The sequence below is a fragment of the Ideonella sp. A 288 genome (assembly GCF_002198735.1).
Lineage (GTDB): Bacteria > Pseudomonadota > Gammaproteobacteria > Burkholderiales > Burkholderiaceae_C > Pseudaquabacterium.
In genome coordinates, this window is sequence record NZ_MWLO01000080.1 from 19,162 (window position 1) to 31,621 (window position 12,460).

Annotated in this window: 10 protein-coding genes and 1 other RNA gene; 1 reads left to right on the forward strand and 10 read right to left on the reverse strand. The window is 70.1% G+C overall.

What is annotated here, in order from left to right; genetic code table 11:
- Window positions 1-2: 2 nt before the first annotated feature.
- Together EOINJALH_RS06890 and EOINJALH_RS06895 are read right to left on the reverse strand one after the other, a co-directional pair.
- Window positions 3-791, reverse strand: a complete 789-nt coding sequence (locus EOINJALH_RS06890) for an SDR family oxidoreductase (protein WP_088279610.1) — start codon at window positions 789-791, stop codon at window positions 3-5.
- A gap of 88 nt (window positions 792-879) precedes the next feature.
- The gene (locus tag EOINJALH_RS06895; RefSeq protein ID WP_088279611.1) at window positions 880-1,797 is read right to left on the reverse strand and encodes a DMT family transporter; all 918 of its coding nucleotides are present in this window, start codon (window positions 1,795-1,797) and stop codon (window positions 880-882) included.
- Between the two features lie 106 nt (window positions 1,798-1,903).
- Here EOINJALH_RS06895 and EOINJALH_RS06900 point away from each other — a divergent pair, with 106 nt between their 5' ends.
- Window positions 1,904-4,336, forward strand: a complete 2,433-nt coding sequence (locus tag EOINJALH_RS06900) for a PAS domain-containing protein (RefSeq protein ID WP_088279612.1) — start codon at window positions 1,904-1,906, stop codon at window positions 4,334-4,336.
- A gap of 42 nt (window positions 4,337-4,378) precedes the next feature.
- On the opposite strand, the gene EOINJALH_RS06905 is transcribed toward EOINJALH_RS06900, so the two are convergent.
- The 8 genes from EOINJALH_RS06905 to ompA all read right to left on the reverse strand — a co-directional run.
- Entirely contained in the window at window positions 4,379-6,010 is a 1,632-nt protein-coding gene (locus EOINJALH_RS06905; protein WP_088279619.1) for a gamma-glutamyltransferase family protein, read from the reverse strand.
- Between the two features lie 96 nt (window positions 6,011-6,106).
- Window positions 6,107-7,615, reverse strand: coding sequence for a tripartite tricarboxylate transporter permease (locus tag EOINJALH_RS06910; RefSeq protein WP_088279613.1), 1,509 nt, complete (start codon window positions 7,613-7,615; stop codon window positions 6,107-6,109).
- 10 nt (window positions 7,616-7,625) lie between these two features.
- Window positions 7,626-8,090 (reverse strand): tripartite tricarboxylate transporter TctB family protein, encoded by a 465-nt coding sequence (locus EOINJALH_RS06915; RefSeq protein WP_088279614.1) that lies wholly within the window; start codon window positions 8,088-8,090, stop codon window positions 7,626-7,628.
- A 103-nt stretch (window positions 8,091-8,193) separates the two neighbouring features.
- Window positions 8,194-9,996 carry a GspE/PulE family protein gene (locus EOINJALH_RS06920; RefSeq protein WP_088279615.1) on the reverse strand — a complete coding sequence of 601 codons (1,803 nt, stop codon included), beginning with the start codon at window positions 9,994-9,996 and terminating at the stop codon, window positions 8,194-8,196.
- A gap of 130 nt (window positions 9,997-10,126) precedes the next feature.
- Window positions 10,127-10,502, reverse strand: a transfer-messenger RNA (tmRNA) gene (ssrA, locus tag EOINJALH_RS06925).
- Between the two features lie 12 nt (window positions 10,503-10,514).
- A complete protein-coding gene (gene gph / locus EOINJALH_RS06930; RefSeq protein WP_088279616.1) occupies window positions 10,515-11,180 on the reverse strand; it encodes a phosphoglycolate phosphatase in 666 nt (221 codons plus the stop codon).
- Window positions 11,177-11,881: a bifunctional 2-polyprenyl-6-hydroxyphenol methylase/3-demethylubiquinol 3-O-methyltransferase UbiG gene (gene ubiG / locus EOINJALH_RS06935; protein WP_088279617.1), complete on the reverse strand. Its 705-nt coding sequence runs from the start codon at window positions 11,879-11,881 to the stop codon at window positions 11,177-11,179. Before ubiG ends, gph begins: the two co-directional genes overlap by 4 nt.
- Window positions 11,882-12,004: 123 nt before the next feature.
- Window positions 12,005-12,460, reverse strand: a 456-nt coding sequence (gene ompA, locus EOINJALH_RS06940; protein WP_144289897.1) for an outer membrane protein OmpA, incomplete at its 5' end; no start/stop codon positions are given.

The following is a 12,460-nucleotide window of genomic DNA, read 5'->3' on the forward strand; positions in this document are numbered from 1 at the left end:
GATCAGAACGTCCCGCCGTAGGCCCCCCCGTCGATCAGCAGGTTCTGCCCCGTCAGGTAGCCGGCATGCTGGCTGCACACGAAGGCGCACAGCGCGCCGAACTCGTCCGACTGGCCGAAGCGCTGCGCGGGGATGGTCTGTCGGCGCTTGGTTGCCAGCTCGTCCACCGGCACGCCGGTCTTGGCCGAGGCGCCCTTGAAGGTGGTCTGCAGCCGGTCGGTGTCGAAGGCACCGGGCAGCAGGTTGTTGATGGTCACGTTGCGGCCGGCCAGCTGCGGCTGGCGCGACAGCCCGGCGACGAAGCCGGTGAGCCCGGTGCGCGCGCCGTTGGACAGGCCCAGGATGTCGATCGGCGCCTTCACCGCGCCCGAGGTGATGTTGACGATGCGGCCAAAGCCGCGCGCGGCCATCGCGTCCACCGTGGCCTTGATCAGCTCGATCGGGGTGAGCATGTTGGCGTCCAGCGCCTTGATCCAGGTGTCGCGGTCCCACTGGCGGAAATCGCCGGGCGGCGGACCCCCGGCGTTGTTGACCAGGATGTCGACCTGCGGGCAGGCCGCCAGCGCCTCGGCGCGGCCCTCGGGCGTGGTGATGTCGCCCACCACCGTGCGCACCTCGATGCCCGGCGCCATCGTGCGCAGCTCGGCGGCGGTGGCCTGCAGCGCCTCGGCGCCGCGCGCGGTGATCACCAGGTGCACGCCCTCGCGCGCCAGCGCCGCCGCGCAGCCCTTGCCCAGCCCCTTGCTGGCGGCACACACCAGTGCCCAGCGACCTGCGATGCCCATGTCCATCGTGCGTTCTCCTTGTGTGCCAGTGCCATGCGCTGGCGTGCCTTGTGTGCCGGCGTATGGCGCCGGCGCGATCCATCCGTCGACGCGGTCAGCGCACCCGCGCCAGCAAGCCCACCCCCGCCAGCACGCACAGCGTGCCCGCGGCCAACCAGCCCGTGAAGGGCTCGCCGAGCAGCACCACCCCCATCAGGATGGTGCTGACCGGCCCCACCATGCCCAGCTGCGCCGTGACCGCGGGTCCGATGCGCTCGATGGCCATCATCACCATCAGCACCGGCGCCACCGTGCACAGCAGCGCGTTCAACATCGACAGCCACAGCACCTGCGGCGCCACCTGCGCGGCCGCCAGCGGCCGCAGCAGCGCGAACTGGGCGATGCACAGCACGCAGGCCACGCCGCTGGCCCAGCCGGTGAGGCGCAGCGAGCCGATGCGGCGCACATATTCGCCACTGTAGAGCAGGTAGAACGCGTAGCTCACGGTGCTGGCGAACACCAGCGCCGCGCCCAGCGCCACCTGGCGGCCCTCGAGCTGCACCTCGCGGCCGAAGACCAGCAGCACCCCGGCGTAGCTCACGCCCAGCGCCAGCCACTGCGCGCGGCTGGCGCGGCGACCGAAGCGCAGCCAGCCCAGCAGCAGCACGATGGTCGGCGTGAGGTACAGGATCAGCCGCTCGAGGCTGGCGGTGATGTACTGCAGGCCCATGAAGTCGAGCGTGCTGGCCAGGTAGTAGCCCGAGAAACCCAGGCCCAGCACCACCCAGCGGTCGTGCGCCCCCATCGGTGCCTGCCCTCGCCCGGCCCACCAGGCCAGGGCCACGAAGAACGGCAGCGCAAACAGCATGCGGTACATGATGAGCGTGAGCGCATCGACGCCATGCCGGTAGGCCAGCTTGACGATGATGGCCTTGCCCGAGAACGCCATCGCGCCGCACAGCGCCAGCACCAGCCCCTGCAGCCGCCGCGGCGCGGCCACACCAGCGGGACTCTGCAGTGGCGGATTGGACATGGTCGATTCTACGAATCGCAGCCACCACGCAACCCCGGGGGAGCCGCGGCGCGTGCAAGTGATAGGCTGCCGCCAACGCTCTCGTCCATCCCAACGATCCGATCCCATGGCCCGCATGCACGCCGCCCCGCCGTCGCCGATGAACCCGCAGACGGCCACGCCCTTTCCCTGGGTGCTGGGGCTGGCGCTGGCGGTGCCGCTGCTGCAGTGGCTGGCGCCGCGTTACGAGGCCTCGGGCGTGCTCGTGGCCCCGTTGGCCGCGGCGCTGGTGCTGGCCCTCGGGCTGACGGCGCTGGTGGGCTGGCGCGCCCTGCCATGGGTGGGCGCAGGGGCGCTGATCGGCGCCTTCGGTTGGCCGCTGGGCCTGCCCGATGCGCAGGCGGTGGTGGGTGCGCTCACGCTGTTCCTGCAGGCGGCCGCTGGCGGCTTGCTGCTGCGCCGCTCGGGCCGGCCCGACGACCTGGCCCTGGACTCCCGGGTGGCCCTGCGCCGTCTGCTCGCCGCCGCACTGGTGTGCGGCGTGATCGGCGGCCTGTTGCAGATGCTGGGCGACATGATCTGGTCGGCCGAGCCGACCCTCCGACCCGGCGCGCTGGCGCTGGTGCGCGCCACCGCCGACGCTGCCAGCATCGTGCTGCTGTTGCCGGTGCTGCTGGCCTTCGTGTCGCCGCAGCGCGAGCGCTGGCGCCCGCGCCAGCGCAGCGTGGCGCTGCCGCTGGCCGCGCTGGCGGCGATGATGCTGGTGGCCTTTGCCCTGATCAACGACCGCGACCGCCAGCAGGCCCAGCAGCGCTTCGAGCGCGACGCCGAGGTGGTGTTCGCGCGGGTGCAGGTGCTGCTCGATGCACCGATCCAGGCGCTGCAGGCGCTGCAGGGCGCCTTCCTCACGTCCGGCGGCACGCTCACGGCACTGCAGTTCGACAGCCTGGCGCAGCCGTGGATCCGCCGCTCGATCGGCCTGGGCAGCATCGGTTGGCTGGACGTGCAGGCCCCGGCCGCCCCGCCCGCGCTCGCCCCGCCCACCGGCTCGGCTTCCGCGGTGGCTGCCGCGGCGGCACCGCCACCGGTGGTGCCACGCCGGGGCACCACCGTGCGGCACTCACTGGGCGCGGTGCCAATGCTGGCCATCGAGGCCTCGGCGTCGGCCTCGGCCCCTGCGCCCACCGTCACGGTGTTCGAATCGACGGCGCTGCGCCAGAGCGCGGCCCGGGCCGCCCAGCAGAGCGTGCCCACGGCATCGCCGCCCGTGGCGCTCGGGACGGCCACCGATGCCCGTCCGGGCTTCGTTGTGTTTCAGGGCCTGCCGATGGCCAGTCCCACCGGGCTGCGACCGCTGGCCTTTGCCACCGTATCTGCCGAGACCCTGATCGCGCCCATCCTGGCCGCCCGCAGCGACGCGCTGCGGGCCTGCCTGTTCGACACCGACGCGCGGCTCGAGCAACGGCGGCTGGCGGGCGCCAGCGGCTGCGAGCACGCGTTTGCCGATGACGCTGCCTTCTCGCGCGAAGCCGCGTTCGACTACGGCGGCCGCCGCTGGGCGCTGCGCGTGAGCCAGCCCGTGCGCACCACCGGCAGCGTGTGGCTGTTCGCGCTGCCCGCGCTGGCCGGTGGCGCCTTGCTGGCCGTGCTGCTGGCCGGCATGACCGGGCAGGTGCAGCGCGTGCGCCACGAGGCGCGCACGCGCACCGACGAACTGCGCCACGAGATCGACCTGCGCGCCCGCACCCAGGCCATCCACGAGCGCACCGTGCATGCGCTGATGGAAACGGTGCAGACCGGCATGGCCATGGTCGACCCCGATGGCCGCATCCAGCGCGTCAACCAGGGGTTTGCCGAACTGGCCGGAGAGGCGCCCGAGGACCTGCTGCATCGATCGCTGGACGACGTGCTGCTCGATGTCGAGCGCCCGTCGCCGGGCCGCTTCGCCCGACTCATCCAGGACGCCGGCGACGTGCTCGTGCCGCAGACGCTGCAACTGCGCAACGCCGACGGACGCACCGTGCCCTCGCTGGTGACGCTGCGCGTGCTGCGCGACGACTCTGGCCGCGCCATGTCGGCGGTGTGCGCGGTGCACGATCTCAGCGAGAACCTGCGCCGCCGGCAGGTGGAACAGGTGCTGGGCAATGTGCTCGACCTGTCGCGCGGCGACGGGCGCAGCACCGTGCCGGCACAGACCACCGCCGCCCCGGACCACCGCCTGCTGTGCATTGCCGGCGACGCCGGCCTCGCCGACGAACTGCGCACGGCGCTGCACGACCGCAAGCGCATCAGCCTGCTGGCCGCCAGCGGCGGGCCGGAAGGCCTGGTGACGGCCCGCACCGAATCGCCGCGGCTGGTGCTGCTCGACCTGGACCTGCCCGACGCCGACAGCCTGGCGCTGATGCGCACGCTGACGGACGAGGGCCTGCCGGTGATCGCGATGTCGCGCGACCTGCGGCCGCAGCGCATCGACGAGGCCTTCGCCGCCGGCGCGCGCGCCTACCTGACGCTGCCGCCCGAGCCGCGCGAGTTGCTCGCGGTCATCGACGATCTGATCTGATCGCGGTGGCCAAGGGCCGGCAAAGGCCGGCCCGCGGCGCGATCAGAAGCCTGCGGCCTGCCCGTCGCGCCGCGGGTCGCTGGCCGCCACGTAGCCCTCGACCGCCGGGTCGCCCAGGCGCCAGATGAACTGGCCGGCGCCCAGGTCCTGGTAGCTGTCGGCGAGCACCTGGATCTGGTGGCCCAGGCCGCGCAGGCCCTGCACCAGGCCGGCGTCCATGTGCGCATCGACGTTGATCGACAGGTCCTGGTCGAAGCGCCAGCGCGGCGCGTCGCAGGCGGCCTGGGGGTTCTGCCGCCAGTCGACCATGCGCGCGAGCGTCTGCAGGTGGCCCTGCGGCTGCATGTTGCCGCCCATCACGCCGAAGCTCATCTGCGGCAGGCCGCCGCGCGTGAGGAAGGCCGGGATGATGGTATGGAACGGCCGCTTGCCCGGCGCCAGCGCATTGGCGCTGCGGGCATCGAGGCTGAAGCCGTGGCCGCGGTTCTGCAGGCTGAGACCGTACTCGGGCACCACCACGCCCGAGCCGAAGCCCATGTAGTTGCTCTGGATGAAGCTGACCATCATCCCCTGCTCGTCGGCGGCGGTGAGGTAGATGGTGCCGCCGCGGCGGTGCGCATCGGCCGGGCTGCCGGCCTGGAAGGCCTGGGCGCGCTTCATGTCGATGAGCCGGGCGCGCGTCGCCAGGTAGGCCGGATCGAGCATCTGCGCCGGCGTCACGGCCATGTGGGCCGGCTCGGCGACGTAGCGGTAGACATCGGCGAAGGCCAGCTTCATCGATTCGATCAGGATGTGCTGGGCCTGCAGGCTGTCGGCCTCGAGGTCGCCGAGGTCGAAATGCTGGGCAATACCCAGCGCGATCAGCGCCGCGATGCCCTGGCCGTTGGGCGGGATCTCGTGCAGGCGCACGCCGCGGTATTCCTGCCCGATAGGGTCCACCCACTCGGGCTGATAGGACTCGAAGTCACTCATCACATGGGCACCGCCCTGGGCGCGGGCCTGCTGCACCAGGGCCTGGGCGATCTCGCCGCGGTAGTAGGCCTCGCCCCCGGTGGCGGCGATCGCCCGCAGCGCCCGCGCGGCGCCCGGCAGGCGGAACAGTTCGCCCACGTTCGGCGCCCGGCCGTGTGGCAGGAAGGTTTCGGCAAAGCCGGGCTGCGACACCAGTTCGGGCACGCGCGACGCCGCCGCCCATTTGTCGGCCACCACCACCGGCACCATGTAGCCGCGCTCGGCGACGTCGATGGCCGGCGCCAGCAGGTCACCGAAGGGCAGCTTGCCGAATCGCCGGCTCAAGGCCACCCAGCCGGCCACGGCGCCAGGCACCGTCACGGTGTCCCAGCCGCGCAGCGGCATCTTGGGCGAGGCCGCGCCGTGCTTGGCCCGGATGGCGTCGATCGACCATCCCGCGGGGGCCGGGCCGGACGCGTTCAGCCCGTGCAGCGCCTTGCCGTCCCAGAGGATGCAAAAGGCATCGGAGCCCAGGCCGTTGCTGCAGGGCTCGACGATGGTCATCACCGCTGCCGCGGCCACCGCGGCGTCCACCGCATTGCCGCCGCTGGCCAGCATGCGCAGGCCCGCCTGCACCGCCAGCGGGTGCGAGGTGGACACCACGTTGCGCGCGAAGACCGGCACCCGGGTGCTGGGGTAGGGACAACGGTAGTCGAAGCTCATGTCGGGGTCCATGAAGTGATCGGTGATTCTGACCGCGCAAGAAAAAGCCGGCCACTGAGGGCCGGCTGATTCAGTGGCGTGCGTGGCGCGACGGCGTCAATCGTCGTCCTTGAAGGTGGCCTCGCGCTTGTTCTTGATCGACGGCATCATCACCACGACGATCATGGCCAGCGCCGCCAGCAGCAAGCCTGCCGACAGCGGCCGCGTGCCGAAGGTCATCCAGTCGCCGCGCGACAGCAGCAGCGCCCGGCGCAGATTCTCTTCCATCATCGGCCCCAGGATGAAGCCCAGCAGCAGCGGTGCCGGCTCGCAACCCAGCTTGTAGAACGCATAGCCGACGATCGCGAAGCCGGCCGTCATGTACACGTCGAACGAGTTGTTGTTGAGCGTGTAGCTGCCGATGCAGCAGAAGGTGACGATGGCCGGAAAGAGAAACCGGTAGGGCACCGTGAGCAGCTTGATCCAGATGCCGATCAGCGGCAGGTTCAGGATCACCAGCATCGCGTTGCCGACCCACATCGACGCGATCAGGCCCCAGAAGAGCTCGGGGTTGCTGGTCATCACCTGCGGACCCGGCTGGATGCCCTTGATCGTCATCGCGCCGACCATCAGCGCCATCACCGCATTGGGCGGGATGCCCAGCGTGAGCATCGGGATGAAGGAGGTCTGCGCGCCCGCGTTGTTGGCCGACTCGGGCCCCGCGACGCCGCGGATGTCGCCACGGCCGAACTTGCCGGTGTGGCCGGCCAACTTCTTCTCGAGCGTGTAGGCCGCGAACGACGCCAGCAGGGCGCCACCGCCCGGCAGCACGCCGAGGATCGACCCGAGCGCCGTGCCGCGCAGCACGGCGGGTGCGGCGTCCTTGAAGTCCTGCTTGGTCGGCCACAGGCCGGTCACGTTCTTGGTGAAGACCTCGCGCGTCTCGGAGGGCCGGCCGAGGTTGGAGATGATCTCGCCGAAGCCGAAGATGCCCATAGCGATGGCGACGAAGCCGATGCCGTCGGTGAGTTCGGGGATGTCGAAGCTGTAGCGCGGCACGCCCGAGATCACGTCGGTGTTGATCTGGCCCATCAGCAGGCCGAGGACGATCATCGCGATGGCCTTGATCAGCGAACCCGAGGCCAGCACCACCGCGCCGATGAGGCCCAGCACCATCAGCGAGAAATACTCGGCCGGGCCGAACTTGAAGGCCAGTTCGGTGAGCGGCGGTGCGAACGCGGCGATGACGATCGTGCCGACGCAGCCGGCAAAAAACGAGCCCAGGCCAGCAGCGGCCAATGCTGCCCCCGCCCGCCCCTGGCGCGCCATCTGGTAGCCGTCGATCGCCGTGACCACCGAGCTCGATTCGCCCGGTACGTTGATCAGGATGGCGGTGGTCGAGCCACCATATTGCGCCCCGTAGTAGATGCCCGCCAGCATGATCAGCGCCGGCGTGGCGTCGAGCGCATAGATGGACGGCAGCAGCATCGCGATCGTGGCCACCGGGCCCAGGCCCGGCAGGACGCCGATCAGCGTGCCCAGGATCGAGCCGAACAGGGCATACAGCAGGTTCTGGATGGTGAAAGCGACGCCAAAGCCGAGCGCGAGATTGTTCAGAAGCTCCATGTCGTGCTCCTCAATTGCCCAGGAAGGTGGGCCACAGCGGGATCACCAGGGACAGGCCCTTGATGAAGATGAGCCACGAACCGATGGTCAGCACCACCACGCTGACGATGGCGTCCTTCCAGTGGAACTCGTCGCCGGCCAGGCTGGCGATGACGATCAGGATCGGCAGCGACAGCACCATGCCCAGGCGAGGCAGGATGAATCCGAAGATCGTCACCGCGGAAACGATCAGGATCATCGGCTTCCAGGCCCAGGCGCCGATGGGCTCGCCATCCTCGGTCTCGACGACCAGCGCCTCGAACAGGATGAAGGCGCCGATGAGCGCGAGCATGATGCCCAGGCCGAACGGAAAGTACCCGGGCCCGGGCCGGGCCGCCACGCCGAAACTGTAATTCGAGGCACCCCAGGCGAAACCAATGCCGATGGCCACGAACATCAACCCCGACCAGAAGTCTTTCTGGCTCTTGATCTTCACTGCGCTGTCTCCTCGGACTCGAGAATGAATCTCGGCCGATTCTAGGGAGCACCCCCGTTCAGCGCGGTGTGGTTTCCACGTAAGGCTGGATTCAGGGTTTACGTCAGGCTTCCTGCCAGGCCGGGGTGGTGCGCAGCACCTCCTCGAGCGTGGTCAGGCCCTCGGCCACCTTCATGGTGCCGGCCAGGCGCAGCGGCCGCATGCCGTCCTTGATGGCCTGCTTGCGCAGCGCCGCGGTGTCCAGGCTCGGATGGATGGTGCGGCGGGCCTCGGTGCTCAGCACCATCAGCTCGTACAGGCCGACGCGGCCGCGGAAGCCGGTCTGGCGGCAGTCGAGGCAGCCCACCGGCCGATACGGCCGAACGCCCCCGGACAGCCGCCAGGGCCGCACCACCTCGTCCAGCGCCTCGCGCGTGGTGCCGTCGTCGCGGGCCTTGCAGGCCGGGCACAGCGTGCGGGCCAGCCGCTGCGCCAGCACGCCGATGACGGTGGCGGTGATCAGGTAGGTGGGCACGCCCAGGTCGGCCAGGCGGGTGATCGCCGAGGCCGCGTCGTTGGTGTGCAAGGTGCTGAAGACGAGGTGGCCGGTGAGCGCGGCCTGGATGGCCATCTCGGCCGTGGCCAGGTCGCGGATCTCGCCGACCATGATGATGTCCGGGTCCTGCCGCATCAGCGCGCGCAGGCCCTCGGCGAAGCCCATGTCGAGCGCCGCCTGCACCTGGGTCTGGTTGAACGAGGGCTCGATCATCTCGATCGGGTCTTCGACGGTGCAGACGTTGACCTCGTCGGTGGCCAGCGACTTGAGCGTGGAATACAGCGTCGTCGTCTTGCCGCTGCCGGTGGGCCCGGTGACCAGGATGATGCCGTGCGGCCGGGCGATCAGCTCGGCCCAGCGCAGGCCGTCGTGCGGCGCGAAGCCCAGCGCCTCGACCGACTTGACCACCGTGTCGGGGTCGAAGACGCGCATCACCAGCTTCTCGCCGAAGGCTGTGGGCAGGGTCGACAGTCGCATCTCGACCTCGGTGCCCGGCCCCTCGGCGGTGTCGGGGCGGCGCGTCTTGATGCGGCCGTCCTGGGGCCGGCGGCGCTCGACCACGTCCATGCGGCCGAGCAGCTTGATGCGCGCGGTCATCGCGTTCATCACCGTCGGCGGCACCTGGTAGACGGTGTGCAGCACGCCGTCGATGCGGAAGCGGATGGCGCCCATCTCGCGCCGCGGCTCGAGGTGGATGTCGCTGGCGCGCTGGTCGAAGGCGTACTGCCACAGCCAGTCGACCACCTGCACGACGCCCTGGTCGTTGGCGTCGAGCTGCTTGTTGGCACGGCCCAGTTCGACCAGTTGCTCGAAGTTGGCGGTGGCCGCGTTCTCGCCGGTCTTCTGGGCCGCACGCACCGAGCGCGCGAGCGTGTAGAACTCGGTCGTGTAGCGGGTGATGTCCTCGGGGTTGGCCAGCACCAGGCGCACCCGCTTGCGGCTGTGCGACTCGATCTCGGCCACCCAGGCCGTGTCGAAGGGCTCGCTGGTGGCCACCGTGATCTCGGTCGGGCCCACGCCGACCGGCAGCAGGCGGCGCATCTCGGCGTACTGCACGCTCATCACGTCGGCAACGCGGCCGACGTCGACCTTCAGCGGGTCGATCCGCAGGTACGGCAGTTGAGCACGCTTGGCCAGCCAGTCGGTCAGGGCCTCGGTGTCGAGCGGCTTGCCGCGGTGCTGCAGCCCGGCGCCACCCAGTCGCACCAGGGCGTGCAGGCTGGAATCGCCCGCGCCGAAACGCTTGACCACCCTCTCGACGTCGGCCCGGGAGACCAGGCCATCGTCGCCGAGCCAGTCGAGCAACTGGCGCCAGTCGAGGCGCCCGCGCGGCTGGACAACGGGTTTCGGGCGTGAGGCGGTGGAGGTCATGGGCCGGGCCGTGACGGCTGGCGTGGTGGATGGGGCATCTTAGACCTGCACCGCGCAGCCGCCAGCGCAAAAAAGAAGAGCGATAGGAGCCCAATCGTGTCGACGATCGGGCGCCCATCGCTCTTGCATATGGTGGAGCCGGGGGGGATCGAACCCCCGTCCGCAAGCCATTGCCGGCCAGTTCTACATGCGTAGCTGTCTGATTTGAATCTCGCGGTCCCGGTCGCGCAGCAGCACGCTACCGATCCCGCCAGTCACTTGAGTCTCGCTCCATCCCGAATGACGCGGGATGGCACCAGCCAATGTGATTAACCTCGCAGCCCTTTGCCTTGCGGCATCAGGCCCGGCCCATCGGCCAACCGTTGCGAGGCTCACCGGTGTTAAGCGGCGAGGGCGTACGAAGTATCGTTCGCAGTTACTTTGTTTCCAGATGGATTTACGAGCTGTACTGGTGCTCGGCATGCCCTGAACCGTCTCCGAACCCACGTCGAAGCCAGGTCGGCCCCAGACCCTCTATCTTAGGCCAGTTCGAGCCACTTCAAGAGCTCGTCCGGCAATGAAAGCACGTGGTCCGCGCCCCATGACTCGACCGACTCGCCCGCGCCGAGGTAGCCCCAGGCCGCCGCCAGCGTGGCCATGCCGGCGCTGCGGCCCGCCTGGATGTCGCGCCGGTCATCGCCGATGTAGACACAGTGCCCGGCCTCGATGCCCATGCGGCGGGCCGCCTCGAACAGGGGCTCGGGGTGCGGCTTGGTGTGCGGCGTGCTGTCGCCGGCAATGACCACCGCCGCCCGGCGCTGCAAGCCCAGGCCCTCGATCACCGGTGCCGCGAAGCGCATCGCCTTGTTGGTGACGATGCCCCAAGGTCGGCCGGCCTCGTCCAGGGCCTGGAGCACCGGCGCGACGGCATCGAAGACCCGCGTCTCGGCCAGCAGGCGATCGGCATAGCGCGCCAGGAACGCGTCCTTCAACGCCTCGAAGCGGTCGTGTCCGGGTGCCACCCCGAAGGCCGCACCCACCATGCCGCGCGCGCCGCTGCCGACCATCGGCCGCAGTGCTTCGTAGGGCAGCGGCGGCAGGCCGTGCTCGGCCCGCAATCCATTGGCCGCACCGGCCAGGTCGGGCGCGCTGTCGATCAGCGTGCCGTCCAGGTCGAACAGCACGGCCCGCGTCTGGCGCGTCATGCCGGTCGGCGGCAGGCCACCAGGTAGTTCACCGACGGGTCATGGGTCAGCCAGGCGCGGTGGGTCAGCGGATTGAAGGCCATGCCCCGCACCTCGTCGACCGCCAGGCCCGCGTCGCGGGCGAAGCGCGACAGCTCGCTCGGGCGGATGAACCGGGCGTACTCGTGGGTGCCCTTGGGCACCAGCCGCAGCGCATGCTCGGCGCCGACGATGGCCATCAGGAAGGCCCGTGCGTTGCGGTTGATCGTGGAAAAGAAGACCCAGCCGCCCGGCCGCGCCAGCGTGGCGCAGGCCTGCACCACGGATGCGGGGTCGGGCACGTGCTCGAGCATCTCCATGCAGGTGACGACGTCGAACGAGGCAGGCGCCTCGGCGGCCAGGGCCTCGGCAGACACCTCGCGGTAGACCACGTTGGCAAGGCCGGCCTCCATCGCATGCAGCTGCGCCACGCGCAGCGGCTTGGTGGACAGGTCGATGCCCAGGACCTCGGCACCGCGCAGGGCCATCGACTCGGACAGGATGCCACCGCCGCAGCCCACGTCGACGATGCGGCGGCCGCGCAGGCCGGCCTTGGCGTCCACCCAGTCGAGGCGCAGCGGGTTGATCTCGTGCAGCGTGCGGAACTCGCCCAGCGGGTCCCACCAGGTGTGGGCCAGCTCGCCAAACTTGGACAGTTCCTGGGGATCGGCATTCGCGTTCATGGCGTCATCCTAACCTCGCCGACGACGCCGGGGCCGACGCGCACCTGCCAACGGAGTGCGGTCGGGTCCCTGAAACGAAAAACCCCGCCGAAGCGGGGTTTATTGGAGCGACCTAGCGGTCGATCACTTCTTGGCGCGGGTACCGACGACCTCGATCTCGGTGCGGCGATTCTTCGCCTTGCCTTCCTTGGTCTTGTTGTCGGCCACGGGCTGCTTCTCGCCCTTGCCTTCGGTGTAGACGCGGTTCTTCTCGACGCCCTTGCTCACCAGATAGGCCTTGACGGCTTCAGAGCGACGGACCGACAGCTTCTGGTTGTAGCCATCGCTGCCATCGGAGTCGGTGTGGCCGACGGCGATGATCACTTCGAGGTTGATGCCGGAGGTCTTCGACACGAGGTCGTCGAGCTTGGCCTTGGCTTCGGGCTTGAGAACGGCCTTGTCGACGTCGAAGAACGCATCGGCGGCGAAGGTGACCTTCTCGCTCACCGGAGCGGGCGCGGCGGCAGGCGCAGCAGGCTTGGCGGGGGCTGCCGGAGCGGGAGTCGCCGGAGCTGCAGCAGGTGCCGGGGCGGGTGCCGG